Origin of the sequence: Pseudonocardia asaccharolytica DSM 44247 = NBRC 16224 (assembly GCF_000423625.1) — a bacterium.
In the GTDB taxonomy this organism is placed as follows: Bacteria; Actinomycetota; Actinomycetes; order Mycobacteriales; family Pseudonocardiaceae; genus Pseudonocardia; species Pseudonocardia asaccharolytica.
In genome coordinates, this window is record NZ_AUII01000028.1 from 15,973 (window position 1) to 42,498 (window position 26,526).

Genomic DNA, 26,526 nt, shown 5'->3' on the forward strand with positions numbered 1-26,526 from the left:
TCCAGCGGCCGACGCAGGCCGCCGCGGGCGGCGCGCCCCGGCCCTCGAAGCAGAGGTGGATACATCCGTGGATCATCTGATCAATATCGACAACGGTGGGACGCTGACCGACATCTGTGTCTGGGACGGCACCGACTTCACGTTCACCAAGACGCTCACCACCCCGTTCGACCTGTCGCAGTGTCTGTTCGACGGGATCGCGAAGGTGTCGGAGAACGTGTTCGGCGGACGCGACCTCGAGCGGCTGCTGCACCGCACCCGGCACATCCGGTACTCGACGACGCAAGGCACCAACGCACTCGTGGAGCGCAAAGGCCCGAGCCTGGGCCTGATCGTGGACGACGCCTCGGTCGTCGCGGACCTGCGCGCGACCGAACAGGAGCGGGGACTGTTCGACGACCTGGTGGGGTTGCGGGTGGCGGTCGTCGATCCGGGCACCGGCGACGAGGAGCTGTCCGCCCAGCTCGTCGCGCAGGTGAACAAGCTGACCACCGACGGTGCCGCCCGCATCGTCGTGGCGGTCGGCGATGCCGACGGAGAGGCCGAGCGGCGGGTCCGCGGGATCCTGCTGCGCTGTTTCCCCCGGCACCTGCTGGGCTCGGTGCCGTTCCTGTACTCGTGGGAGTTCGCCACCGACCGCGTTCCCGCCCGGCGGATCTGGTCGGGCCTGCTCAACTCGTTCCTGCACCCGGTCATGGAGCGCTTCCTCTACAACGCCGAGGACCGGCTGCGTCGCCACCGGGTGCGCAACCCGTTGCTGATCTACCGCAACGACGGCGCGTCGTCGCGGGTCGCGAAGTCCGTGGCGCTCAAGACGTACTCCTCGGGCCCGCGCGGCGGCCTCGAGGGCACTCGCGCGCTGGCCACCGCCTACGGCCTCGAGCATGTGCTGATGGTCGACGTCGGCGGCACGACGACCGACGTCGGCTCGGTGAAGCAGGCGCGGATCGCGACCGACCGCCGGGGCGCGGTGGAGGGCGTGCGCATCTCGTTCCCGATGAGCGACGTGCACTCCAGCGGCATCGGCGGTAGCTCGATCATCCAAGTGCGTGACGGCGACATCCAGGTCGGCCCGGAGAGCGTCGGCGCCGCTCCGGGCCCGGCCTGCTTCGGCTTCGGCGGCACCAGCGCGACGATCACCGACGTCAACCTCCTGCTCGGCGTGCTGGACCCGGCGACCTATCTCGACGGCGACTTCGCCCTCGATGCCGAGCGGTCTCGGGCGGTGATCACCGAGACGGTCGCCGAGCCGCTGGGGATCGGCCTCGACGAGGCGCTCGTGCGGATGGAGGCGGCGTACTTCGCGCGGATGGCCGAGTCGTTCGGCGCATTGGTCGAGGAGTCGACGACGCTGGCGGCGTTCGGCGGCGCCGGGCCGATGAGCGCCTGCGGGGCCGCGCGGCTGACCGGCGTGCGCCGGGTGCTGATCCCGCGGCTGGCCGCGGTCTTCTCGGCCTTCGGGATCGGGTTCTCCGACATCGGCCGGACCTACGAGGTCACGCTGACCACGCCGAGTGCCGACGCCGCGGTCGACGCCCACGACGCGCTGGCCGACCGGGCCGAACGCGACATGTTCCAGGAGGGCTACGAGCTCGTCGGCTGCCGCCCCGAGTGGACGCTGGTGACCGAGGACGGCGACGGCGCGGTCGTCGCCGAGACGCCGTACCGGCCCGGCGACGTCCCGACGGTCGGATCCGGGGAGCACGCGGTGCTGCGCCTCGCGGTGACCGCGGAGCTCCCGCACGGCACGGTGCCCACCGCGGCCCAGCCGCCCGCCTCGCCCGCCGTGCCCTCGGGGAACCGGAAGGTGCGTTCGGGCGCCACCCAGGTCGGCGACGTCCCGGTCTACCCGCTCGCCGAGCAGCGGCCCGGCGCGATCGCCGCGGGCCCGGCGATCGTCGAAGGCCCGTTCTTCACCACGCGCGTCTTGGACGGCTGGACGTTCGAGGTCACCGCGGGCGGCGACCTGCTGCTCACCGATATCACCAGCACCCCTGCCTGACAGGAGCAACGATGCGCATTCCGATGACCGAGTACCTGATCATCGATCTGGACACCGAGCGCTGGGTCTGCCGGATCTGCAGCCAGGACCTCGGCGACGCCCGCGGCAACTACAAGGAGGCCACGCTCGTCTACGACCGTGACCCGCGCGAGATCCACCAGCCGATCATCGATCCCGAGCGCTACGAGTACACGTTCTCCCCGGACCCGGGCTACTGCCGGATCCTCGAGTACTACTGCCCCGGCTGCGCGACCCAGATCGAGACCGAGTACCTGCCGCCGGGCCACCCGCCGACCGTCGACATGGTCTGGGACATCGACGCCCTGCGCGCTCAGTGGCAGGCCCGCGGCACGGACCCGATGACCGTCGTCACCTACGGCCCGGGCGAGGACGTGCAGCGCCACACCGCCCACACCCACGGTTAGCCCGTCGAGAAGGGACGGACCCCACCCATGAACCGAATCTCGGTCGACATCGGCGGCACGTTCACCGACTGCTTCTTCGTCTGGGACGACGCCTATGTCGAGGCGAAGGCGCTCACCACCCACCACAACCTCGCCCTCGGTTTCAACGAGGCGCTCGACATCGCCTGCCGGCGCGCGGGGCTCGACCGCACCGAGGTGCTCAGCAAGGTGGACTCGGTCCGCTACGCCACGACGCTGGGCACCAACGCGCTCATCGAGCGCCACGGCCCCCGGGTCGCGGCGCTGGTCACCCACGGCTTCGAGGACACGATCCCGCTCTCCCGCGGCCGCGGCTACGGCGAGGGGCTCGACCCGGCGATGCAGCAGAACCTGCCCGCGGCCGAGCGCCCGGAGCCGTTGGTTCCGCGCCACCTCATCCGCTCGGTGCGCGAACGAGTCAACTCCGCGGGCGAGATCGTCGTCCCGCTCGACGAGCTGGACGTCCGCCAGCAGGTGCGCGAACTGGTCGACAACGGCGCCGAGGCGCTCGTCGTCTCGCTGACCAACGCCACCGAGAACCCCGAGCACGAGCTGCGGATCCTCGAGATCATCCTCGACGAGTACCCGCCGCACGAGCTGGGCGCGATCCCGGTCCTGCTCGGACACCAGGTCTCGGGACGCAAGGGCGAGTACGTGCGCGCCACGTCCACCATCGTGGACGCGTTCCTGCACGAGATCATGTTCCACGCGCTGGGCCAGCTCGCGAACAACCTGCGCGACTCCGGCTACGACAAGCCGATGCTCGTGATCCACAACTCCGGCGGCATGGCCCAGATGAACTCCACCGACGCGCTGCAGACCATCCACTCCGGCCCGATCGCCGGGGTCGGTGCGGCGCAACACCTTTCGCGCGAGACCGGCATCGGTCACATCATCGCCACCGACATGGGCGGCACGTCGTTCGACATCGGACTGGTCCCCGAGGGCGGGGTCAAGCACTACGACTTCCAGCCCACCATCGACCGCTGGCTGGTCTCGGTGCCGATGGTGCACCTGCTGACTCTCGGCGCGGGCGGCGGTTCGATCGCCTCCTACGACCGGATCCATAAGGGCATCAAGATCGGTCCGGAGTCGGCGGGCTCGGACCCCGGTCCGGCGTGCTACGACCGCGGCGGTCTTCGCCCGACGGTCACCGACGCCGACCTGCTGCTCGGCTACCTCGACCCGGAGAACTACGCCAACGGGTTCATCGCGCTCAACCCGAAGCGCTCGATCTTCGCGATCGAGGAGATGCTGTGCGACGAGCTCGACATGGACGTGCTCGACGTCGCCAAGGAGATCAAGCGTGGCGTCGACGAACAGATGGCGATCGGGATCGGCAAGGAGCTGCGGGTGCGCGGCTACCTGCCCGAGGACTTCACGATGCTCGCCTACGGCGGCAACGGCCCGCTGCACGCCTGCGGCATCGCCGAGCGGGCCGGCATCCGGCGGATCCTGGTCCCGCCGTTCGCCTCGGTGTTCTCGGCGTGCGGCGCGGGCAACATGCAGCCGCTGCACATCCACGAGCAGGGCGCGCACGTCGTGCTCTACAACGCCACGAACCGCTCGCTCTACGACCGCTACGACGAGTTCAACGTGATCGTCGAGGGGCTGGAGGCCAAGGGCCGCGAGGACCTCGTCCGGCAGGGCTACGACGAGGCCGACGTGCGGCACCGCCTCGAGATGGACATGCGCTACGGCAACCAGCTGGTGACCACGGCCGTCGTGTTCGACGTCAACCGGATCCATCGGGTCGGCGACGTGCTGCACCTGATCCGCACCTTCTCCGAGATCTACGGCGAACGCTACGGGAAGGGTTCCGAGGCCCCGGAAGCCGGGGTGCGGGTGCAGACCATCCGGGTCGCCTCCTACGTCGAGGGCGACACGGTGAAGTTCGAGTCGCTCGACCACGTGGGCGAGCGCACGACGCCGGCGCCGGTGAGCGCCCGGGAGGCGCATTTCATCGGCCGCGCCGCGCCGCTGCTCACTCCGGTCTACGACGCCTCGGCGCTGTCCGAGCAGTACGTCATCGCCGGCCCGGCGATCGTCACCACCGAGAACACCACCTATCTGGTCGAGCCCGGCTGGCGGCTCGAACCCACCCCGCAGGGCGCCGTCTGGTTCCTGCGTGACGACACCGACCCGGCGAAGGAGCAGTGAGATGACCGCAGTGCACGAGCCCGCCGCCGCGGAGCTGAACCCGCAGGAGCAGGACTGGGTCGACCAGTTCATGGACGAGACGACCCTCTTCCTCGGGCCCGATCCCGAGATCATGCGCAACCACAGCATCTGCAGCCGCACGGAGCTGGAAGAGGAGTGCATCGCCGAGGGCATCGACCCGCTCGAGATCGATCGGATCCGCAAGCGCCTCGCCGGCGCCCTCGACGAGGGCTACGAGATGTGCGAGGCGATGGGCGCCGCACCGGGCGCGAAATGGGGCGACCTCACCACCGCGATCTACACCGCCTCGGGCGACGTGACCTATCTGTCCTGCCACGGGGTGATCGCGTTCTCGGCGATCCTGCACCACCCGATCCGCTACATCATGAAGTACTGGCGCGACGAGCCGACGGTGGGCATCCACGCCGGTGACGGGTTCATCCACAACGACGCCCGCTTCGGCAACGTGCACAACACCGACCAGTCGATGATCATGCCGGTGATCCGCGACGACAAGATCATCGCCTGGGTTGCCGCCACCATCCACGAGGGCGAGAACGGCGCCTGCGAGCCCGGCGGCATGCCGTCCGGCTCCGAGACGCCGTTCGACGACGGGCTGCGGATGAGCCCGTTCAAGATCGTGGAGCGCGGTCGGCTGCGCCGGGACCTGCTGACGTTCCTGCAGCACTCGGTGCGTGACCCCAAGCTGCAGCTGGCCGACCTGAAGGTGAAGATCGGCGCGGTCCAGCGCATCATGCAGCGGATCGACAAGATCGTCGACGAGGTCGGCGTCGAGACCTTCGTCGCGGCGCTGCGCATCACCGTCGAGGACGTCGAGGCGGAGGTCCGGCGGCGGATCCGCGAGCTGCCCGACGGCACCGTGCGGTTCAACCAGTTCATGGACTCCACGCTCAAGGAGAACATCCTCATCAAGCTCGCCTGCTCGATCACGGTCGAGGGCGAGAAGATGACGATCGACCTGCGCGGCACGGGCCCGGAGATCCTCAACCGCGCCATCAACTCGCCGCTGTGCTCGGTGAAGTCGATGATGATGCAGGCGATCCTGGCGTTCTGGTGGCCGGACCTGCCGCGGTGCACCTCGGCGATGAGCCCGATCGAGATCATCTCCGACGAACACACCTGGGCCGACGCGGGCTACGATGCCCCGATGGGCCAGTCGCTGCAGGCCTCGTTCCGCGGCTTCTCCGCCCTGCAGTCGTCCTGGGCGAAGCTGCAGTTCGCCAACCCGGAGAAGTTCTCCAACGTCATCGCGCCCTGGTTCAACCAGATCAACACGTTCCTGTGGGGCGGGGTCACCCAGCACGGCGACCAGGTCGGCAACCTCTGCGCCGACCTCAACGGCATGCCCGGCGGCGCCAAGCCCTTCCTCGACGGCGAGGACGCGGTCTCCCCGCTGTTCTGCGCGATGGCCGACACCGCCGAGCAGGAGGTCATGGAGGAGGAGGTCCCCTTCATGCAGCTCGTGTCCAAGCGGCTGGTGCGCGACAACATGGGCTTCGGCAAGCACACCGGCGGCATGGGCTACGAGATGATCGTGGCCAGCGAGGGCACCCCGCTGTGGGGCTTCATGACCGTCACCTCGGGCGCGAAGTTCTCCTCGATCTACGGCATGTTCGGCGGCTACGGTTGCGGCACCTACCCGCTGGCGCGGGTCAAGGGCGTCAACGTCTTCGACATCGTCCGCAAGGACCCGAGCCGGTTCGACCTGTCGATCGAGAAGGTCATGAACGACCGGCCCTTCGAGGGCGGGACGTACCTGACCGACCACATGGGCCTGCAGTTCGACGTCGCCAAGGACGGTGAGCTGTACATGATCGCCCAGGGCGCGGGTGGTGGCTACGGCGACCCGCTGCAGCGCGATCCGCAGGCGGTCGTGCGCGACATCGAGCTGGACCGGATCAGCCCCAAGGTGGCGCGGGAGATCTTCGCTGTGGCCTACGATCCGCAGACGTTCGTGCTCGACGTCGAGGGCACCGAGGCGCTGCGGGCGAAGGCCCGGCAGGAGCGGCTGCGGCGCGGCAAGCCCTACGCGCAGTTCGTCGAGGAGTTCGCCACCCCGGAGCCGCCGAAGGACCTGCTCTACTACGGGTCCTGGGGGGACGACACCGATGAGCTCACCGCGACCGTCTTCGACATCGACGGGCCGAAGCGGGTGACCGCCCCGCTCGACCAGCTGCCGATCGTCATGATCCCCGACCGGCGGGACCTCAAGGTCGCCGCGCTGGAGGCGCGGATCCGGGAGCTGGAGGACAAGCACGGCGAGGTCGTGCACCGCAAGTCCTGACCCGTCCCACCGGTGGCGTCACCCCGGTCCGGGGTGACGCCACCCCGCCGCCCAGGAGCCTCTCGCATGTCCGTTGCCTTCCACTCCGTGGTCTCGGCCCCGCCCTCGGGGCGCGGCCGGGGACTGATCCTCGACCATCACGACTACGCGCAGGCCGTCATCCTCCAGGGCAAGCTCGTGCCCTGGGACGACGTGACGCGCTACACGCGCTTCCTCGGCCAGGCCCAAGGCCTGCTGCGCCCCGACACCACGCTGCTCGACCTCGGGGCCTTCTACGCCCACGCGATCGGCGCCGACCCGGCGCTGGTGGCCGCGATGTCGGCGCGGTCGCGGACCGGCTATGCGCTCAAGACGCTGCTCGCGCACGAGGCGACGCAGGCCGCGGCGCTGGAGTTCGCGTCGGTCGTCGCGCAGTCGGCGCGTCAGCCGCTGGTGGCGCAGGTGCCCTCGCCGCTGCGCTGGCTCGCCACCACCCACCGGCTCGCCGGGGCGGGCGATATCGGCGACATCACCGCCGACCACGGCGAGAACATGGCGGTCTATGTGGCCGACTGGCTGCGCCGGTTCGCGACGCTGCCGGTCTCGCTGCTGCTGCTCGACGGGCGGCGGGCCGATCTGCCCGGCCTGCCCGCCGAGGATCTGGGTCGCTACAGCCCGATCGGCAACGCCGCCGAGCACTACCGCTGGACGCTCGGGTGCCGCCGCGACGGCGGCATCGAGGTGGCGGGCGGCGTCACCGGCGTGGCGGTGCCCGCGGAGTTCTGGCTGGCCGACGGCGTCGAGGTGCCGGCAGGCGACTTTCTCGTCGCGGAGATCCCCGCCGCGGCGGAGCCGGAGACGGTGCTGAAGAAGCTCGCCGAACTGGGCTAGGGGACGCGATGGACAAGGTGTATCCGAGCGCCCGCGAGGCGGTGGCAGACATCGGCTCGGGCGCGTCCATTGCCGCGGGCGGGTTCGGCGTCTGCGGTATTCCGGCGGTGCTCATCGACGCCATCGCCGACGGCGAGGCCCGTGATCTGGAGCTGATCTCCAACAACTGCGGCGCGGACGGCCGGGGTCTCGGGCGGTTGCTGGAGAACCGGCAGGTCCGCCGGGTGGTGGCGTCCTACGTCGGGGAGAACAAGACCTTCGCGAGCCAGTACCTCGCCGGCGAGCTGGAGGTCGAGCTCACCCCGCAGGGCACGCTGGCCGAGCGGCTGCGGGCCGCCGGGGTCGGCGTCGCCGCCTTCTACACCCGCACCGGGACCGGGACCCTGGTCGCCGAGGGCGGGCTGCCCTGGCGATACGGCCCGGACGGCGGGGTCGCCATGGCCTCGCCGCCGAAGCCGGTGGCGATCTTCGACGGCGTGGAGCATGTGCTCGAACGCGCCCTGCCCGCCGATTTCGCGCTCGTGCGGGCCTGGAAGGGCGACCGGCACGGCAACCTCACCTTCCGGATGGCCGCGCGCAACTTCAACCCGGTGTGCGCGATGGCGGGCCGGGTGGTGATCGCCGAGGTGGAGCATCTGGTGGAGCCCGGCGAGATCGACCCGGACGAGGTCCATCTGCCCGGGGTGTACGTCGACCGCGTGGTCGCGCTCACCGCGGCCCAGGCGGCCGACAAGGCGATCGAGCGGCTCACCGTCCGCGACGAGGAACGATGATCATGGCGCTGAGCAGGGAACAGCTGGCCGCGCGGGCCGCCCGCGAGCTGCGCGACGGCGACTACGTCAACCTGGGGATCGGGCTGCCCACGCTGGTGCCCAACCACGTCCCCGCCGGGGTGACGCCGGTGCTGCAGTCGGAGAACGGCATCCTCGGCACCGGGTCGTACCCGCTGCCCGGGGCCGAGGACCCGGACCTGATCAACGCCGGGAAGGAGACGGTGACCGTCCGGCCGGGCGCGGCGTTCTTCGACTCGGCCTTGAGCTTCGGCATGATCCGCTCCGGCCGGATCGACGTCGCGGTGCTCGGCGCCATGCAGGTCTCGGCGGTGGGTGACCTCGCGAACTGGGTGATCCCCGGCAAGATGGTCAAGGGGATGGGCGGGGCGATGGACCTGGTGCACGGTGCGCGCCGGGTCGTCGTGCTGATGGAGCACGTGGCCCGCGACGGCAGCCACAAGATCGTCGACGAGTGCTCGCTGCCGCTCACCGGCCGTCGTGTGGTGGACCGGATCGTCACCGATCTCGCCGTGTTGGACGTGACCCCGCACGGCCTGACCCTGGTCGAGTGCGCCCCCGGCGTCACGGTGGACGAGGTGCGGGGTGCCACCGGGCCCGAGCTGCTGGTGGACTGAGCCGCGCGTGCAGGGAGACCGCCGTTTGCGGGACATGAGCGCCACCGGCGGCGCTCATATCCCCGAAACGATGATCATGCATCGGGCCGGCTCCGGTCCTGGCTCTGTCCGTTCCGGGCGTTCAGGCTGTCCAGCAGTCGGCTGCGGGCGTCGCGTAACCGCGAGCCGGCCGGTGGCTTCGCGGAGGTTCATTCGGCCGTCGCCAGTAGCCGCTTCAGTGCGTCGAGCTGGGCGTGCACCAGCTGCCCGAGCTCGTCCGGGCTCAGCTGGTCGCGATTCCGCAGGGTCCACTCGTCGAAGGCGCGTATGATCGCGGCGGCGACCTGGAGCTGCAGGCTGAGTGGCAGGTCCGCGCGGACCGCGCCCGCGCTGCGCGCCGCGGCCAGCGTTCGCTCCAGCCAGTCCTGGGCCGCGGCGACCGAGCGGGTCAGCGCGCTGTCCTTTCCGACAGGCGCGCCCGGTAGGTGGAACATCCGCCCGACGTCGGTGAACGCAGGCTCGCGTTCGGACAGCGTGACCAGCCGGTCCAGTAGCTGTTCGACGTGATCCCAGAAATCGCCGGCGGCGAACTCCTCCGGGCTCGGGACGTCGAGGGCGCGGGCCAGCGCACCGGCGATCTCGTCGACGACGATGTCGAACAACTTCTCCTTGGATTCCACGTAGTAGTAGAACGAGCTCTTACTCATCCGGCAAGCCCGGATTATCCGATTGAGTGAAGCCTGCTCGTAGCCGTGCGCCGCGAACTCCGCGGCCGCCGCCTCCAGCAGCTCCCGCCACCGTTCGGGGGCCATCACTCCGGTCTCACCGTCTACCATATCAGCCACGGTAGCATCTATGTACCAGTCAGTCCACAAATGCTATCGCGTGAGTGGACCGAATGGTTCACAAGGGGGGGAGATGATTGTTTCCACCCCGCTCGAGGAGCAGATCGCCGAGGCGGCCGGCGACCGGCTGCGGGTGCTCGTCGTCGGCGCAGGCGTCGCCGGCATCATGTTGTGCCAGCTGTTGCGTCGCCATGGCCTGCATCCCGTGCTGGTCGAGCACGCCGCGCCGGGTACCGACCCCGGCTACATGCTCGCGCTGATGCCGATGGTCGACCCGGTGATCGAGCAGCTCGGCGTCGGCCAGCGCTACCGGGAGCGCAGCACCGCTGCGCCGGTTCCGCGTCCGCGGGCACACCGGGCGCGCGCTTCGCGAGGACTCGATGGACGATCTCCTCGCGCGGTTCGGCGACTACCGCGGGATCAGCCGAGGTGACCTGCTGGCGGAAACTCGGGCATCGCTGCTCCTCTCGGCATCGGACGCGACGGCCTAGGCCGGTGCGGTTGAGCGGCGGGTGAGCAGCATCCTGATGGAGGACAACCGGGAGATGACGAATCGGGTCACCTGCGGTGCGAGGAGCTGGGCGACGGCGGCCGCACCGGCCGCGGTGAGCGCGATGGCCCATTGGTGCGGCAGCAGCGGGCGGCATCCGGCGACCTGACTGACGCCCGGGGTCTGCACGATCACCGCGAGCAACACCAGCGATCCGGCCGCGGCCGCGACCACCAGCGGTGTCCGGCCGCGCACCGCGACGGTCTGCCCGAGCTGCGCCCCGACCAGCGTAACCAGGCCCGTGGTGCTCGCCTGAGCCAGGCTGCCGACCGGGCGGGCGAGCATCCAGACGATCGCGGCCGACGTCGCGGTGATCGCCGCACGCCCGAGGATGTCGCGGGTCAGCGCGGCGCCCAGGGAGGCCTCCGGGCCCTCGGCGAGCAGCTCCTCCGGTGTGACGTCGGGTGGCGGCCGGACCGCGACGGCCATCGCGGGCAGCACGTCGGTGAGCATGTTGACCAGCAGCAGCTGCCGGGCGCTGAGCGCCGCGGCGCCGTTGAGCAGCCCGGTGCCCACGGTGTAGGCGATCTCGCCGAGGTTGCCGCCGAGCAGGATGGACAGCGCGTCGCGCACCGAGGACCACATCGCGCGGCCCTCCATGATGGCGTCGGTGATCGTTTCGATGCGGTCGTCGGTGATCACGACATCGGCAGCCTCCCGTGCGGCCGGCGTCGCCCGCTCACCGAGCGCGAGGCCCACGTCCGCGAGCCGGATGGCCGGAGCGTCGTTGGCGCCGTCACCGGTGACCGCGACGGCGCGCCCGGCGGCCCGCAGCCGGCTCACGATGCGCGCCTTCTGTTCCGGGCTGACCCGGGCGAAGACGGCGACGTCGGGCAGCACCGACGTCAGCCGCTCGTCGTCGAGTGCGTCCAGCTCGGCCCCGGTGAGCACCCGGCGCCCGTTCAGCGCATCCAGCTCGGCGGCGATCGACTCGGCGGTGCTGGGGTGGTCGCCGGTGATCATCATGACCTCGACCCCGGCTGCCCGCAGGGTCGCCACCGCGCGCGCGGCGGTCGGCCGGACCGGATCGGCCAGCGCCAGCAGCCCCCGAAACTCCAGCCCGGTCACATCCGACTCGGCAAGCTCGGTCCGAGCCGAGCAGGCCCGTTCGGCGACCGCGAGCACCCGGAAACCCTGCCGAGCCAGCCGGTCCACCTCCGCGGCGATCCGGTCGCGCGCCTCGGCGTCGAGCGGCCCGGGCTGCTCGTCGGGCCGCCACCGGTCGGCCAGCGGTAGCACCACCTCGGAGGCGCCCTTCACGCTGAGATACGCACCGGCGCCGCCGCACCAGAGCGTGGCGTGGTAGCCGCGGCCGGACTCGAAGGCCAGCTCGTGCAGGCGCTCCACCCGGTCGTGATCGTGATCCGCGGTGATACCGAGGCGAGCGGCATCGCGCAGCACCGCGCGGTCGGTCTGGTGCGGTATGTGCCGGCGACTCTCGGTGAACGGCCTGGCCCGTACCGCGACGGCCAGCACGTCGCGCAGCGATGAGGTGAGCTCATCGAGGGGCGCGGCGCGCGTTCCGTCCGACACCTGCCGCAGGCCCAGCCGCCCCTCGGTGAGCGTCCCGGTCTTGTCGAAGCAGAGCACGTTCACTCGGCCCAGCGCCTCGATCGTGGCCGAGTTGCGCACCAGGGTGCCCCGGGCGGAGAGCCGTCGCGCGGCGGCCAGTTCGGCGACCGTGGCCACGAACGGCAGGCCCTCCGGGACCGCGGCCACCGCGAGCCCGACCGAGCGGCTCAACGTCTGGCCAAGGCCCCGGCCGCGCAGCAGGTCGACACCCGCCAGCAATACACCGGCGACCACCGAGAGCGGCAGCACCCGCGCGGTGAGCGAGCGCAGCCTGGCCTCGACACCGCTCACCGGCGCCGGCCCGCCGGCGATCCGCTGTGTCCGGCCGACCTCGGTGCGCGCCCCGGTCGCCACTACCACGCCGACCGCCCTGCCGGTGGCGACAACAGCTCCCTCGAAGATCATCGAGGTCCGGTCGGCCACGGCGGGCGCGCTGGTCGCACCCGTCGACTTGGCCACCGCGACGGACTCACCGGTCAGCGACGACTCGTCCATCTCCAGACCGTGCGCGGCGATCAGCCGGCAGTCGGCCGGCACCGCGTCACCCGCCTGCAGTTCGACGACGTCGCCGACGGCCAGCTGGTCCGCTCGCACGGTGGAGTGCTCGCCGCCGCGCCGGATCCGTACCGGGGGTGCGCTGCGGGCGGTCAGCCTGCGCAGTTCCCGCTGCGCCCCGATCCGTTGTACGCCGCCGATCAGTGCGTTCAGCACCAGCACGCCGGTGATCACCAACGGGTCGAGGATCGAGCCCGCGCCGGCCGAGATCCCCGCGCCCGCGGTCAGCACCGGGGTCAGCGGGGTGGCCAGCTCCTCCAGGGTGGCGCGACCGAGCCCGACCGGCGCCTCCGCCGGCTCCGCGGGCTGCTGGCTGCGGCGACGGGTGGAATCGGGCTCGGACAAGCCCTCGGCGGAGCTGCCCAGCGCGGCGAGCACGGCCTGGGGCGACATGGCGTGCCACGGCGTGTGCTGGGCGGGCACCGGCTCGGGACGGTGGGCCACGGTCATCGCGGTCCAGACTCCCGCGCCGAGCCCGAGCAGCGCGGCGGTCTGTACCGGGATCCCGGTACGGCGGGCCGCTCCGCGCGCCGGGCCGGCCAGACCCAGCAGCGCGCCGAGCGCCGAGCCGGCCACCGACAGCCGAGCGCCGTGCCGGCTGGCCTGCCGGGCCGGCGGAACCGCCTCGAGCAGCCGGCAGGCCTGCGCCGCACCTCGGCACAGCAGATGTGCGCCCCACGGTGGGGCGCCCTGGTCTCCGGCCAGCCCGATCCCCACGTCGGCGGCGGCGAGCGCGGTGTCGTCGGTCCGGGCCACCAGCGCGACCACCCGGCCGTCCCGATGCAGCCGCCGCACCGCCCCGAGCAGCTCCGCCCCCTCGTCGCCCCACGTTGCCGTCGTCGCCCTCGGCTCGGCCGCCGATCACGCCGTCGATCGGCAGCCGCCGGCCGACCGCGCCGCGCGGGTCGAAGACCAGCACCGTGCCTGCCTTGGCCGCCGCGGCGACCACCGCCTCGGCCAGCGGGTCCAGCTCCGCGGTCAGGGTGACCAGCGCCACCGGTCGGGATCTGTTGTGCAGCACCAGAACCGTCTCGCCCCGCTGACCGTGCTCGTGCGCCAGTCGACTGGCGTGCGCGGGCAGCTCGTCCCCGCGCGGCGGCGCTACCGACCACCCGTCGCTCTGCCAGCGGCGCCGGGGCCGTCGAGGATCGACCAGGTCGTGTGCCCGGCCGAAGGCCTCGCCATCGTCCACATCGGATTCGATGGGCAGCACCTCGTCGATCACCTGCCGGCCGGTGAACAGCACCTCGGCGTCGATCAGCACGGTGTCCACCCGGTCCAGCCTGCGCAACACGCCGGGATCGAGCGTGAGCCAGCCCGCCGCCGAGAGGTCTCGGTCGAGCTGGGCGGCGAACCCCTCCCGGGTGCTGCGGGTGGCCTTGGGCACGCCCGCGGCGAGCAGGGCACCGGCGCGCGGCCGGACCGTGGTGAGCAGCGTCGCACCGGCCGCGGCCAGTGCGCCCACGGCCGAGCCGTGGGCCACCCGCTCCAGCGGGCCGTCCGGCAGCGGTGCCGGGCGCGGTGGCACGGTGACCGGCTCGGACCGGTGCGCGCCGTCGCGGTCGGCCAGCGCCAGGTCCCACTCGTGCCACGCCCGTCGGCGCGCGGTGGCCTCCTGGTAGTGGAGGTAGCGCTGGCAGGCGTCCGCGACGAGCGGGAGCGGCTGGCGGGTCGCGGTGTGCGACACGGCGGCGGCCGTGCTCAACAGCAGGTCGGCGGCCGGCCGCCCGATCCCGGCCTCGAGGGCCGCACGCAGCCGGGGAACCGCGTCGACCAGCGAGAGCATCGACGGCACCGCGCCCAGCGGCGGGATCGGCAGCGCGCGGGCAACGGTCGCGTAGCCCACTCCGGCGATGTTGAGCCCGAACCCCAGCGCCGGGCGCAGCAGCGCCCCAGGGTGCGCCGGATGGGTCTGCGCGCCCGGGGCCCACGGCTCGTCATCCAGCCCGCATTCGTGTTCGACGTCCCCGATCAACCGAGCGAGCGACGCGGGGTCCCACAGGTCCGGGTCGTAGCTGACCAGCACGCGGCCGAGCACCCCGTTCGTCACGGCGTCGTGCAGCCCGTCGCGGTCGGTGAGCAACCGCTCCAGCCGCCGCACGGCCGGCTGGGTGTCCGGCCGATGTGCCCCGCGGATCGCGATATGCGCCCGCCCTCCCGGACCGGGTGTGACCGCGACCCGCGGCGTCGCGGCAGCCCCGGCGATCTGCCCGGTCTGGGTCATCGAGGCCGAGACCAGCGCGGCCGCGCCCCCGATGGAGGCACCGATCACCCGCCCGGCCAGCCGGACCATTCCTCCCAGCACGATCATCTCCCAGCGGTTCCCAGCGGCCTGCCGGTGAGCTGCCCGCCAGGAGGGTCTCGTCAAACGGGGACGCGGTGCCGCGTGCGAGCGGAGGGAAGAGTCAATCCGAGGCGGTGGTCTTCTCGCGCGGCTCGGGACGCGCCTCGCCCCGGCTGGCCAGCGCCGTCCCGACACCGATCGCGGCCGCGACGGGCCATTCGATGACGCCGGCCAGCGCGGTCGCGGCCAAGCCGCCGTAGTACAACGCCGACTTGCCCGAGGGCAGCAGGCCGCCGACCCGCCGCGCCGCGTCGTTGAGTTCCTCCCTGGTGGGCACGTGCACGTCCGGTGGGTGGAACACGGCCGTGACGAACGGCAGGTTCAGCGTCGCGGTGCGGCCGGACCCGGTTTCCTCCTTCTGGTCCGCACCGCTGGTGCGTGTCTCGGCGCCGCGCGTCGCGCTCAAGCGCGCGACGCCACCCGCCGGGGTCTCCTTGCGCTCCTTGTCGGCCATCATCCGTCCTCACTGCAGGGGTGGATCGTCGGACAGAAAGCCAGCGGTCCTTCTGCCACCCAAACCGCGGCCAAGTCATGAACACAAGAAGTCGAACAGGTGACGGGAGCTCCGCCGGCCCGGCAGCCCCGGTCCACCAGCCGATCGACGAACTCTCCTTCGCCAGCTTCACGGCCGCCATCGCGGGCCGGGCTGCCTACATCAAGGCTCTCGGCCAGTAGCAACATCGCCCCCACCCGGCGGAGCGAACGGGTGATCGGCAGTCGATCCGCCGGCCGCGTCACCAACCTGCCCGGTGGAACGACTACGGCCCGAAGGTGGTCAGGAACCGGTCGCGGAAGTCGTCCATCCCCCAGACCGGGGCCTGCGGACCGGGTTTCAGGCCCTCCTGCCAGCCCCATCCGGAGATCCGGTCGAGCACGGCCGGGTCGCGGGCGACGATCGTGATCGGGACGTCGCGGCTGGCGTTCTCCCCGGTGACGACCGGGGCGGGCTGGTGATCGCCGAGGAAGATGAGCACGAGATCGTCGTCGCCGTAGGTCTCGACATAGGAGATGAGGCTGTTCAGCGAGTACTCGATGGAACGCCGGTAGTCGGTGCGTACCCGATCCGGGTCCCGCGTCAGGATGGCCTCCGGGGGAGCGCCCTCCGCGGCCATGGAGTCGAACACCGAGCCGTCACCGACGTCGGCCCAGTCGATGAGCCGAGGGATCGGCGCCCACGGCGCGTGGCTGGAGACCAGGGGGATCTCCGCCATCACCGGGGTGTGGCCGGCCTTTGCCCGTTCGAGTCGCTCGAAGGCCGAGAGCGTGTACTGGTCGGGCATGGTGGCCCAGCTGAAGTTCGGGCCGTGGTATCCGAGGTGCGTGGAGTCGTAGACCCGGTCGTAGCCGTAGAACGCGGCCTGCGGCCATGGCGAGGTGACGCCCGGCATGATCCCGACCGTCCGCCAGCCCGCGCGCCCGAAGGCTCGGGTCAGGGTCAGACGGTCGCTCGCCTCGAGGTCGTGGTAGCGCTGCTGGTTGTCGATCCACAGGCCCGACAGCAGCGTCGAATGGGCCAGCCAGCTGCCGCCACCCGTCGTCGGCGAGGTGAGGAAGGCGCTGCGGGAGGCGAATCCGGCCGCACCCAGCCGACGGTCCCCGGCCTCGAGTACCGCACCGACCTGCGACGCGAACTCCGGATCCTCGATCGCGTCGCGCCCATAGGTTTCGACGAAGGCGAGGGCGACGTCCTTGCCGCGCAGCGCGGTCAGCAACTCGTCGCCGGGGGTGTCGCGGAAGGCGTCGGTGGCGAGCTCCGCGGCGAACGTCCGCTGGTCCTGCAGGCTCGCCCGCACCTGGCCCACCCGGCCCGCGACGAGGGCCGCCGCGCTGTGCGCGGCGACCGGCACGTTCGGGACGATCTGCGCGCCGAGCACCGCGCAGACGACCCAGACGGCGGTGAGCATCGCGACGGCGCGGATCGTGGCGGTCCTGCGCCGGACCACGAGGCGGGTCAGGCGCCGCACCGCCAGCGTCAGGAGGATGAGCACGGCGGCGGCGAGAACCGCGGCGGCGACCGCGGCGCCGATCGCGCCGACCCGGCCGATCGAGCCCGTGAGGAAGTCCATCGCGGCGCGCAACAGGGACCAGTCGAACAGCAGGTCGAACGGCCGGCCGAGCACCGCGAAGAAGCCGACGTCAACGATCTTCAGGATGGTCAGCAGGCCGAGGAGGACCCCGGCGAGCACCGCCACCACCCGCCGCGCCCTCCCCGGTAGGACGAGAAGCAGAGCGGCGCCGAGGAGTCCCTCCACCGGGATGCGCACGAAGGCACCCGGGGTGAGACCACCGAGCTCGTTCGGGACGACGAGGGCGAGGAACACCAGCAGCCCGGCCAGTGCGGTGGCCACCCCGGCCGCGATCCGGCGCGGGCGGCCGTCCGCCGCCGGATCGTTCTCGACCGTCGCCGGTTGCGGAGCCGGCGGACGATGTAAGCGCGTGAAGAGCGACAATCCGGAAATCCCTCTGTGCGAAACCGGTGGCTGGCCAGTGCTGTGCACGCGGTGCGTGCCGAGCAGGCGGTCGGTCGCACCGGTCCGCCGGTGTGCAAGCGCACATGATGGCAACTCGCGCCGCCGGGGGACCGCCCGCCCCCGGAACGGGCCGGGGAGAACGGCGAGCCCTCGGTGAGGAACCCGGCCCGCCGCGGGAAGATGAGGCGTGGACGTCGTGGGCCGGGTCGAGTTGGTCTTCAGCGGGGAAGCGGTGCGCACCGGCAACCATGTGAACCTCTCGGCGGCGCGCAGCGAGGGCGAGCACCTGTGGCTGGCCGGGGACGAGACGGCGACGATCGAGCGGCTGGTGCTCGACTCGCCGTCCGCGCCGACGTGGGGCGGGCGGCAGCGCAGCTTCCCGCTGGCGGACTACGTCGAGCTGCCCGGGCCACCCGAGGAAGAGGCCGATATCGAGGGCATCGCCCGGGCCGGCGACTGGCTCTGGGCGGTCGGCTCGCACAGCGTCGCCCGCAAGCGGATCAAGGCCCACCACAGCGAGGACAAGGCGATCAAACGCCTCGCCAAGATCAAGCGCCAGGCGAACCGGTACGTCATCGCGCGGCTGGCCGTCGAGGCGGGCGCGGACGGGCGCCCCGAGCCGGTGCGGATGGCCGCGGACGGGCGGCGCTCGGCGATCATCGGTGCCCGGGGATCGGAGAATCTTGCCGACCTGCTGCGCGGCGACGATCACCTCGGCCCGTTCCTGGAGATCCCGTCCAAGGACAACGGACTGGACGTCGAGGGGCTTGCCGTGCACGGCGAGAGCCTGTACGTCGGGCTGCGCGGGCCGGTGCTGCGCGGCTGGGCCACGGTACTCGAACTGCGGCCCGTGACCGATCCGGCCGACCCGGCCCGCCTCGCCCCGGGCGCGTTCGAGGACGGCGCGCGCTACCGCAAACACTTCCTCGACCTCGGCGGGCTCGGGGTGCGCGATCTGTGCCCGGACGGCGATGATCTGCTGGTGCTGGCCGGACCGTCGATGGCGCTGTCCGGGCCGGTGCGCGTGCACCGCTGGCACGGGGCGGCGACCCCCGGGACCGGGCGGGTGGTGCGTGGAGACGAGATCACCGTCGAGACCGTCCTCCCGCACGGCGACGGCGTGGACCACGCCGAGGGCATCGCGCTACTGCAATCCGGCGACCCCTCGGGGGCGCGGCTGCTGGTGGTCTACGACAGCCCGGCGCAGGCGCGGCGGCCGACGGCACGCTCGGTGCTGGCCGACCGCGTGCTGATCACCGGTCGGGGGCGGTCCGTCGGACGTCCGCCGCACCCGCGCTGACGATCGATGAGCCCTCCCTGACCGACTTCCGGGCGTGGCGCCACAGCCACCGCACGTCGCGGCCGAACGACCAGATCAGCAGCGCCAGCGCCGCCGCCACCAGCGCGACCGCGACCGGATGCGGCAGAACCTCGGAGGCGGCCACCACGAGGACGATCCCCTGTAGCGCGGCCACGGTCTTGGCGGAGTACCTCGTCGGCAGCGCCGAGCGCATCCACGGTGCCGCCCAGCCCGCCGCGACGAAGACGTAGCGCATGGCGCCGATGGCCGCCGCCCACGGGCCCACGAGCGTGGCGACGTGCACGCTCAGCACGAGGAGGAGGAACGCGTCGACCTCCATGTCGAAGCGGGCCCCCAACGCGGACACCGTTCCGCTGCGCCGGGCGACGTGGCCGTCGACCGCATCGAGCACCAACGCCACCGCGGCGAGGACGACGAGGGGCACGACGCGAGGGTCACCGCCCCAGAACCCGTCCGCGACGAGCGCGGTGACGCCCCCGACGAGCACCGCCCTCGCCAGCGTGACCAGATCGGCCGGTCCGAGCGTCGCGACCCGCGCCCGCCGCGCGGCGGCGGTCAGGAGGGCCAAGAGACCCAGCAGGTAGGCGATGCCGGCCGACCAGCCCACCGGGCCGAGGCCGGCCCCGGCCGACAGCGCCGCGAGCAGGACGATCTGCACGGCTGCCGCGGCGACCAACTGCCGGCCGGCCCACCGCCGGGCTAAAGTCATCATCGAGGCTCCACATGCACGTTCTCGGTACGGGTCCGACGCGGCGGAGGGTTCACCACAATTTCGGGGGATGACGTGGACCATATTGCGCGCGCCTTCTGGTTGCGCGCGCCGGGCGAGGGCGAGGTTCGCCCGGTCGCCGTGCCCCGGCCCGGCCCCGACGACGTCGAGGTCCGCACCCTCTTCTCGGGGGTGAGCCGCGGCACCGAGACCCTCGTCTTCTCCGGCGGCGTGCCGCAGAGCCAGTATGCGGCGATGCGGGCGCCCTTTCAGGACGGCGAGTTCCCCGGGCCGGTCAAGTACGGCTACCTCAACGTCGGGGTGGTCGAGCACGGGCCGCCCGCGCTGGCGGGCCGGGCCGTGTTCTGCCTCTACCCCCACCAGACCCGATATGTGGTGCCGGCCGCGGAGGTGACACCGATCCCCGACGACGTGCCGCCCGCGCGCGCGGTGCTCGCCGGGACCGTCGAAACCGCGGTGAACGCGCTGTGGGATGCGGCCCCGCTGGTCGGCGACCGGATCGCCGTCGTCGGCGCCGGGATGGTCGGCTGCAGCGTCGCCGCCCTGCTCTCCCGCTTCCCCGGGGTCAGGGTCGAGCTCGTCGACATCGACCCCGCGCGCGCCGCCGTGGCCGAGGCGCTCGGCGTCGGGTTCGCCACCCCCGAGCACGCGGCGGGGGAGTGCGATCTGGTCGTGCACGCCAGCGCCACGGCCGCCGGGCTCGCGCGTTCCCTCGAACTGCTCGCCGACGAGGGCGAGGTCATCGAGCTGAGCTGGTATGGGGACCGGAGGGTCAGCGTGCCGTTCGGCGAGCACTTCCATTCCCGCAGGCTGGCGGTGCGCAGCAGCCAGGTGGGCGCGGTCGCCCGGGCGCGGCGCAGCTTCGCCGACCGGCGTGCGCTGGCCCTGCGCCTGCTCACCGACCCGGTGTTCGACGCGCTGATCACCGACGAGTGCCGCTTCGAGGAACTGCCTCGGCTCATGTCCCGTCTCGCCGGCGGTGGATTTCCGGCGCTGTGCGTCCGCGTCCGCTATGAGCAGGGGTAGGAACCCGGGAGGTCGGTTTGTTCAGCATCACGGTCCGCGACCACGTCATGATCGCGCACAGTTTCCGGGGCGAGGTCTTCGGCCCGGCGCAGCGGCTGCACGGCGCAACGTACATCGTGGACGCGACGTTCCGCCGCGCGGATCTCGACGCCGACGGCATCGTCGTCGACATCGGGCTGGCCACGAGCGGGCTCGGTGCCGCGCTGGCCGACCTCAACTACCGCAACCTCGACGACGAACCCGCCTTCGCCGGCGTCAACACGTCCACGGAGTTCCTCGCCAAGGTCATCGCCGACCGGCTCGCCGAGAAGGTACAGGCCGGCGCGCTGGGTGAGGGGGCCCGCGGTCTGGCCGGGATCGCCGTCACGCTGCACGAGTCGCACGTCGCCTGGGCCAGCTACGAACGCGCCCTGTGAGCGAGGTGCACGTCGTCGTGCCGGCCGATATCGACGACGCCGCCGTGCCGAGCGGCGGCAACGCCTACGACCGCCGCATCTGTGACGGCCTGGCGGCCATCGGCTGGGCGGTGCACGAGCTCGCGGTCGTCGGGGCGTGGCCCCGGCCCGACGCCGCCGCCCGCGGGTGCCTGGCCCGTGCGCTGGCCGCCGTGCCCGACGGCGCCGTCGTGCTCCTCGACGGGCTGGTGGCCTGCGGTGTCCCGGACGTCCTCGTCCCGGCGGCGCGCAGACTGACGCTCGTGGTCCTGGTGCACCTGCCGCTCGGCGACGAGGCGGGGCCGGCGCCCGCGGCCGCGGCGGAGCTGGCCGCCCTTGAGCGGGAGACCCTGCACGGCGCGCGGGCGGTCGTGGCCACCAGCCCGTGGGTGGCGCGCCGGCTCGTCGCGCGGCACGGGGTCCCCGCCGACCGGGTGCATATCGTCATGCCGGGCGTCGATCCCGCGCCGCTCGCCGCCGGCACCGACGGAGCAACCCGCCTGCTGTGCGTCGGATCGGTCACCCCGACGAAGGGGCAGGATCTGCTCGTCGAGGCCCTCGCCGCCGTGGGTGACACGGCCGGCCCGCGCCTGCGCTGTGACCTGGTGGGCCCGCTGCACCGCGATCCCGCGTACGCGGCCGCGGTCCGGCGTGCGATCGAACGTCACGGGCTCGGCGGGCGGGTCCGGATCACCGGCCCGTTCACGACCGCGCGGCTCGAGGCGGTCTACGCCGCGGCCGATCTCCTCGTACTGCCGTCGCGCGTCGAGGCCTACGGGATGGTGGTGACCGAGGCGCTGGCCCGCGGGATCCCGGTGCTCGCGGCGGGGGTCGGCGGGGTGCTCGAAACGCTGGGCCGCGACCTGCACGGCCGGGTACCGGGGATCGTGGTGCCCCCGGCCGACGTCGTCGCGCTCGCCGCGGCGCTGCGCCGTTGGTTGGGTGAGCCGGCGCTGCGGGAGGGGCTGCGTCACACCGCCCGGGCGCGGCGCGGCACGCTGGACGGGTGGGAGATGACGTCACGGTGTCTGGCCGGGGTGCTGGCACGGCTGCCCGGCTGAGCGTGCCCGGGTCGCCCGTGTGCGCGCCGGACTGGCTGGCGCTGCGGGAACCTGCCGACGCCGCGGCCAGGGCATCCGAGCTGGTCGAGCTCGTCCGCGGCCATCTGGGTACGGGTGCTCCGGTCGTGATCAGGGACCTCGGCTGCGGCACCGGCTCGATGGGACGCTGGCTCGCGCCCCGGCTGCCCGGCCCACAGCACTGGATCCTGCACGACCGCGACCCCGGGCTGCTCGCCCGCGCGAGCGCGGGCCTGCCGGGCGTGGCCGCCGACGGCGCCCCGGTCATCGCGCGGACCCGGGAGGGGGACGTCTGCGAGCTGCGCGCCGCGGATCTCGACGGGACGTCGCTGGTGACCGCGTCCGCCCTGCTGGACCTGCTCACCGCCGAGGAGGTGGACGGGCTCGCCGCCGCCTGCGCCGAGGCCGGCTGCGCGGCGCTGCTGACCCTGACGGTCGTCGGACGCGTCGAGATCGCCCCGCCCGATCCGCTGGATGCCGCGTTCGCGACCGCCTTCGACGCCCATCAGCGGCGGTGCACCGGCGGCAGGCGGCTGCTCGGGCCGGATGCGGGCGCCGCGGCCGCCGACGCGTTCGCCGGGCGGGGCGCGGCGGTGACGACCCGGCCCAGCCCGTGGCGGCTCGGAGTGGATCAGGACGAGCTGGCGGAGGAATGGCTGCGGGGCTGGATCGACGCCGCGTGTGCGCAGCAGCCGGACCTGCAGCGGCATGTGGGCGCCTACCTGCGTCGCAGGATCGACGCCTGCACCGCAGGCGAGCTGAGGGCCGTGGTCGGCCACGTCGACGTGCTCGCGCTCCCGAGCGGTGCCCCGTGATGCAGCGGTTCTGGCCCTATCTCCGGGTGCTGGTCGGCGGCGGCATCCTGGTTGCGCTCGGGGTGCGTCTCGGCACCGACGCCGTCGTCGACGGTTTGCGGGCGATCGAGACCGGGTCGGTGCTCGCCGCGCTCGGCATCGGCCTGCTGACCACGGTGTTCAGCGCGTGGCGCTGGTGCCTCGTGGCGCGCGGTCTCGGCCTGCGGTTGCCGTTGGGGGCGGCGGTCGCGGACTGCTACCGGGCGCTGCTGCTCAACTCGGTGCTGCCCGCGGGGGTGCTCGGCGACGTACATCGTGCGGTGAGCCACGGCCAACAGGTCGGCGACGTCGGACGGGGCGTCCGCGCGGTGGTTCTCGAACGGGTCGCCGGCAACGTGGTTCTGATCGTCGTCGGGGTGGTTGTGCTGCTCGCCCAGCCGACCCTGCTCGCCGCCGCGGCCGGCGATCTGATCCCAGGCCGCGGGGTCGTCCTCGGGACCCTCGCCGTCCTCGCCGTGGTCGCGCTCGGGGTCGCAACGATGCCCGGATCGCTCCCCTCGAGAATCCGCACGGCCCTGCGGACGGGTCTCGCGGACGCCCGCACGGTCCTCTCCCGCGGTGTCTGGCCGGGGGTGGTCCTGCTGTCGGTGGCCACGCTGGCCGGGTACCTGGCACTGTTCGTCGTCGCCGCGCGGGCCGCGGGATCCGAGGCCACCCTCGGCGAGCTGCTCCCGCTGCTGGTGTTGGCCCTGCTCGCGATGGGACTGCCGGTCAACATCGGCGGCTGGGGGCCCCGGGAGGCCGTCGCCACGGTCGCGTTCGGGACGGTGGGGTTCGGCGCGACGCAGGGGCTCACCGCCGCCGTGGTGTACGGGGTGCTCAGCCTGATCGCCTGCCTTCCCGGCGTCGGGGTGCTGCTGTGGCGGTGGCCCGGCCGCCGGCCGCCGGCGACTAGCGTGGTGGCGTGCTGATCCTCGTCCGGCATGGGCAGACCGATGCCAACGCGCATGGTTTGCTGCTGGGCCGAGCCGACCCGCCGCTGAACGAGACCGGTCTCCGTCAGGCGCGCGCACTGGCCGCGGCACTCCCGCGGGCGGCTCGCATCGTGTCCAGCCCGCTGACACGCGCTCGGCACACCGCCGCCGTGCTCGCCGGTGCCGCCGGGAACGTGGAGGTGGACGCGCGGTGGATCGAGATGGACTACGGCGAGCTGGACGGCAGGCCTGCGGCGGCGCTGGACGAGCGGTCGTGGCGGAGGTGGCGGCAGGACCCGGAGTACGTGCCCGCGGGCGGCGAGTCGCTCGCGGCGGTCTGTGTCCGGGTGCACGAGGCCTGCGTCGAGCTGGTCGACGACGCCGCGCGTGGCGACGTGGTGGTGGTCAGCCACGTTTCCCCGATCAAGGCCGCGGTCACCTGGGCGTTGGGGGTCGGCGACGAGGTGGGCTGGCGGATGTTCCTTGGTGACGCCGCGGTCTGCCGGATCGACACCGGTGGCCCGGTGCCGCGCCTGCTCGCGTTCAATGATGCTTGCCCACGGTCGCAGGGCCTGGGTTTACTCGGCAGCGAGTCCACCTGAGGCTCGGAAGGGGGGCCTGGGTGAACGGCGTGCGCGAGCTGGTCCGTGTGGGGCTACCGACGCAGTTCGGCGAGTTTCAGGTGACGGCGTTCGAGGTGCCCACCGGGCTGGTGTATCTCGCGCTGGCCAAGGGCGAGCTGGTGGGCGGGAACGCGCCGCTCGTCCGGTTGCATTCGGAATGCCTGACCGGTGATGCCCTCGGTTCGGTGCGCTGCGAATGCGGCGTCCAGCTCCGTCTCGCGCTGCGCCGGATCGCCGTCGAGGGGCGCGGCCTGCTGCTCTACGCCACCGGACACGAGGGGCGCGGCGTGGGGCTGGTCGACAAGCTGCGCGCGTACGTCGAACAGGACGGCGGCGCCGATACCGTCGAGGCCAACCTGCGGCTCGGGCTCCCGGTCGACGGTCGCCGCTACGACGACGCCGCCGCGGTGCTGCACGCGCTGGGCATCGGCCCGGTGCGGCTGCTGAGCAACAATCCGGACAAGGCGCGCGGCCTGCGCGAGGCGGGGATCCCGGTCGAGGGGATGGAGCCGCTGCGGACGGCGGCGCACAGCCGCAACGTCGGCTACCTGCACACCAAGGAGCGGCGGCTCGGCCACCTCCGGCCGTCCGGGGAGGAGCTGGAACCGGCGCCCTCGTCGCCACCGGACGCCGTCCACCTGCTCGGCGAGGTCGACCCACCGGCGGATCGTCCCTATGTCGTCCTGAAGTACGCCCAGACCCTCGACGGGCGGATCGCGACCGCGGGCGGCGACTCGCAATGGATCAGTGGTGAGGAGGAGCGCGCCGTCTCGCACGCGCTGCGGGCGGCCTGCGACGCGGTGATGGTCGGCGTGGGAACGGTGCTGCACGACGACCCGCGGCTGACCGTCCGTCTCGTCCCCGGCGTGTCGCCGCTACGGGTCGTCCTCGACTCCACCCTGCGGACCCCGTCGAACGCCCTGCTGCTCGACGGAGACCCGGTGACCGTGCTGCTCACCACGGACCGGTCCACCGAAGGCGATCGGAAGCGAGTGCGGGACGCCGGCGCGGGAATCGTGGTGCTGCCGGCCGGGCCGGGTGGTGTGGACCTCGTGGCCGGGCTGCGGGCGTTGCGCGAGCGCGGGGTGCGGAGCCTCCTGGTCGAGGGCGGCGCCAGAGTGATCACGTCACTGCTGGCGGACGGGTTGGTCGACCGCGTCATCGTCGGTACCGCGCCGAAGATCATCGGCGCCGGGAAGGAGGCGGTGGGCGATCTCGGGATCACCCGGGTGGCGGAGGGGATCGCGCTGCGCAACCGCTCCGTCCACCTCACCGCGGACGACATCCTCACCGCGTGGGACGTCTGCTAGGACTCGCGGGCCAGGCGCGCGTAGACGTCGCCGGAGCGGCCCAGCGGGCGGAACCGCTCCAGCAGCCGCACCAGGCCGTCCGCGTCGAGCCAGCGGTCGCCGGCGAACCGCATCGTCTCGATCGGAGAGTAGTTGTAGCGGTACCCGCCGGCCGGCTCGCCGAGCCGTTCGACGAGGTCCAGCGCGGCGAGGGCGGCGTCATGCGCCGGCGGCAGATACTCGAACGACAGCGCGCGCAGGGGTCGGCTGAGCCCGGCCAGCACGTCGACCTCGAAGCCCTCGACGTCGATCTTGCAGAAGGCCGGCTCGCCGTGGACCGCAATGAGATCGTCGAGGGTCGCCACCTCCACCTCGACCGACCGGTCCCAGCGCACCCGGGCGAAGCTGCGGTCCGCCGCCACCGACGTGATCCAGTCGGGCGCCATCGACGAGACCGTCGGCGTCGCGGTGGAGATGCCCAGCCGCGCCCGTCCGGCCCGGGCCCCGACGGCTATCGGCACGACGGTGACGCCGCGGTCACGGCCGAAGAACAGGCGCAGGATGCGGACGAAATCGGGCTGTGGCTCGACCGCGACCACCTGCGCCCCCAGCCGCCGCCAGGCGCGCACCCGGCTTCCCACGTGGGCGCCGATGTCGAAGCCGATATCCCCGGGCCCGAGGAACTCGCGGTAGAACCGCGCCATCCGCCGATGCCTGCCCGGCACGGAGTGGTACATGACCAGGGACCGTCC

General features: G+C 72.6%; 24 protein-coding genes. 18 read left to right on the plus strand and 6 right to left on the minus strand.

Going from position 1 to position 26,526, the window contains the following annotated elements; all coding sequences use genetic code 11:
• The first annotated feature begins 67 nt into the window (after positions 1–67).
• From G567_RS0121050 to G567_RS0121080, 7 genes are all read left to right on the plus strand, one after another.
• Positions 68–2,002 (plus strand): hydantoinase/oxoprolinase family protein, encoded by a 1,935-nt coding sequence (locus G567_RS0121050; RefSeq protein WP_028931536.1) that lies wholly within the window; start codon positions 68–70, stop codon positions 2,000–2,002.
• Between the two features lie 11 nt (positions 2,003–2,013).
• The gene (locus tag G567_RS0121055; protein WP_028931537.1) at positions 2,014–2,427 is read left to right on the plus strand and encodes an acetone carboxylase subunit gamma; all 414 of its coding nucleotides are present in this window, start codon (positions 2,014–2,016) and stop codon (positions 2,425–2,427) included.
• Positions 2,428–2,454: 27 nt separating this feature from the next.
• Positions 2,455–4,605, plus strand: coding sequence for a hydantoinase/oxoprolinase family protein (locus G567_RS0121060; RefSeq protein WP_028931538.1), 2,151 nt, complete (start codon positions 2,455–2,457; stop codon positions 4,603–4,605).
• Between the two features lies 1 nt (position 4,606).
• Positions 4,607–6,910, plus strand: coding sequence for a hydantoinase B/oxoprolinase family protein (locus G567_RS0121065; RefSeq protein WP_028931539.1), 2,304 nt, complete (start codon positions 4,607–4,609; stop codon positions 6,908–6,910).
• A 66-nt stretch (positions 6,911–6,976) separates the two neighbouring features.
• Positions 6,977–7,780, plus strand: coding sequence for a hypothetical protein (locus tag G567_RS0121070; RefSeq protein ID WP_028931540.1), 804 nt, complete (start codon positions 6,977–6,979; stop codon positions 7,778–7,780).
• Between the two features lie 8 nt (positions 7,781–7,788).
• Entirely contained in the window at positions 7,789–8,553 is a 765-nt protein-coding gene (locus G567_RS0121075; RefSeq protein ID WP_028931541.1) for a CoA transferase subunit A, read from the plus strand.
• A gap of 2 nt (positions 8,554–8,555) precedes the next feature.
• Positions 8,556–9,188 (plus strand): CoA transferase subunit B, encoded by a 633-nt coding sequence (locus tag G567_RS0121080; protein WP_028931542.1) that lies wholly within the window; start codon positions 8,556–8,558, stop codon positions 9,186–9,188.
• 188 nt (positions 9,189–9,376) lie between these two features.
• Here the strand turns inward: G567_RS0121080 and G567_RS0121085 are convergent, their stop codons facing one another.
• Entirely contained in the window at positions 9,377–10,003 is a 627-nt protein-coding gene (locus G567_RS0121085) for a TetR/AcrR family transcriptional regulator (RefSeq protein ID WP_245585737.1), read from the minus strand.
• Between the two features lie 82 nt (positions 10,004–10,085).
• Between G567_RS0121085 and G567_RS34460 the strand changes: the two genes are divergently transcribed.
• On the plus strand, positions 10,086–10,445 hold the full coding sequence (locus G567_RS34460) for an FAD-dependent monooxygenase (protein ID WP_161631733.1): 360 nt from the start codon (positions 10,086–10,088) through the stop codon (positions 10,443–10,445).
• 54 nt (positions 10,446–10,499) lie between these two features.
• Here G567_RS34460 and G567_RS30315 read toward each other — a convergent pair whose 3' ends face one another.
• Positions 10,500–13,484: a cation-translocating P-type ATPase gene (locus tag G567_RS30315; RefSeq protein ID WP_051233369.1), complete on the minus strand. Its 2,985-nt coding sequence runs from the start codon at positions 13,482–13,484 to the stop codon at positions 10,500–10,502.
• Between the two features lie 407 nt (positions 13,485–13,891).
• Between G567_RS30315 and G567_RS32360 the strand changes: the two genes are divergently transcribed.
• Positions 13,892–14,311, plus strand: coding sequence for a hypothetical protein (locus tag G567_RS32360; protein WP_051233370.1), 420 nt, complete (start codon positions 13,892–13,894; stop codon positions 14,309–14,311).
• A 546-nt stretch (positions 14,312–14,857) separates the two neighbouring features.
• Positions 14,858–15,031: a hypothetical protein gene (locus tag G567_RS34465; RefSeq protein WP_154667170.1), complete on the plus strand. Its 174-nt coding sequence runs from the start codon at positions 14,858–14,860 to the stop codon at positions 15,029–15,031.
• Positions 15,032–15,094: 63 nt separating this feature from the next.
• Here G567_RS34465 and G567_RS0121105 read toward each other — a convergent pair whose 3' ends face one another.
• Positions 15,095–15,487 carry a hypothetical protein gene (locus G567_RS0121105; RefSeq protein ID WP_245585738.1) on the minus strand — a complete coding sequence of 131 codons (393 nt, stop codon included), beginning with the start codon at positions 15,485–15,487 and terminating at the stop codon, positions 15,095–15,097.
• Positions 15,488–15,791: 304 nt separating this feature from the next.
• On the minus strand, positions 15,792–17,381 hold the full coding sequence (locus G567_RS30320) for a sulfatase-like hydrolase/transferase (RefSeq protein WP_245585739.1): 1,590 nt from the start codon (positions 17,379–17,381) through the stop codon (positions 15,792–15,794).
• Positions 17,382–17,691: 310 nt separating this feature from the next.
• Between G567_RS30320 and G567_RS30325 the strand changes: the two genes are divergently transcribed.
• The gene (locus tag G567_RS30325; protein ID WP_051233371.1) at positions 17,692–18,804 is read left to right on the plus strand and encodes a DUF3616 domain-containing protein; all 1,113 of its coding nucleotides are present in this window, start codon (positions 17,692–17,694) and stop codon (positions 18,802–18,804) included.
• Here the strand turns inward: G567_RS30325 and G567_RS0121120 are convergent.
• Positions 18,758–19,537 carry a CDP-alcohol phosphatidyltransferase family protein gene (locus G567_RS0121120; protein ID WP_084796318.1) on the minus strand — a complete coding sequence of 260 codons (780 nt, stop codon included), beginning with the start codon at positions 19,535–19,537 and terminating at the stop codon, positions 18,758–18,760. The genes G567_RS30325 and G567_RS0121120 overlap by 47 nt on opposite strands.
• Positions 19,538–19,618: 81 nt before the next feature.
• Between G567_RS0121120 and G567_RS0121125 the strand changes: the two genes are divergently transcribed.
• The 7 genes from G567_RS0121125 to ribA are packed head-to-tail and all read left to right on the plus strand — an operon-like array spanning position 19,619 to position 25,795.
• A complete protein-coding gene (locus G567_RS0121125; RefSeq protein ID WP_211223999.1) occupies positions 19,619–20,581 on the plus strand; it encodes a zinc-dependent alcohol dehydrogenase in 963 nt (320 codons plus the stop codon).
• 17 nt (positions 20,582–20,598) lie between these two features.
• Positions 20,599–20,997, plus strand: a complete 399-nt coding sequence (locus tag G567_RS0121130; RefSeq protein ID WP_028931548.1) for a 6-pyruvoyl trahydropterin synthase family protein — start codon at positions 20,599–20,601, stop codon at positions 20,995–20,997.
• Positions 20,994–22,076, plus strand: a complete 1,083-nt coding sequence (locus G567_RS0121135) for a glycosyltransferase family 4 protein (RefSeq protein WP_028931549.1) — start codon at positions 20,994–20,996, stop codon at positions 22,074–22,076. Before G567_RS0121130 ends, G567_RS0121135 begins: the two co-directional genes overlap by 4 nt.
• A gap of 2 nt (positions 22,077–22,078) precedes the next feature.
• Entirely contained in the window at positions 22,079–22,909 is an 831-nt protein-coding gene (locus tag G567_RS0121140; protein WP_245585740.1) for a class I SAM-dependent methyltransferase, read from the plus strand.
• Positions 22,909–23,859, plus strand: coding sequence for a lysylphosphatidylglycerol synthase transmembrane domain-containing protein (locus G567_RS30330; RefSeq protein ID WP_084796325.1), 951 nt, complete (start codon positions 22,909–22,911; stop codon positions 23,857–23,859). Before G567_RS0121140 ends, G567_RS30330 begins: the two co-directional genes overlap by 1 nt.
• The gene (locus G567_RS30335) at positions 23,853–24,464 is read left to right on the plus strand and encodes a histidine phosphatase family protein (protein WP_051233373.1); all 612 of its coding nucleotides are present in this window, start codon (positions 23,853–23,855) and stop codon (positions 24,462–24,464) included. Before G567_RS30330 ends, G567_RS30335 begins: the two co-directional genes overlap by 7 nt.
• Before the next feature lie 20 nt (positions 24,465–24,484).
• Positions 24,485–25,795, plus strand: coding sequence for a GTP cyclohydrolase II RibA (ribA, locus tag G567_RS35230; RefSeq protein WP_169338728.1), 1,311 nt, complete (start codon positions 24,485–24,487; stop codon positions 25,793–25,795).
• Here the strand turns inward: ribA and G567_RS0121160 are convergent.
• Positions 25,792–26,511, minus strand: a complete 720-nt coding sequence (locus tag G567_RS0121160) for an FkbM family methyltransferase (protein WP_245585741.1) — start codon at positions 26,509–26,511, stop codon at positions 25,792–25,794. The genes ribA and G567_RS0121160 overlap by 4 nt on opposite strands.
• Between the last annotated feature and the right edge of the window lie 15 nt (positions 26,512–26,526).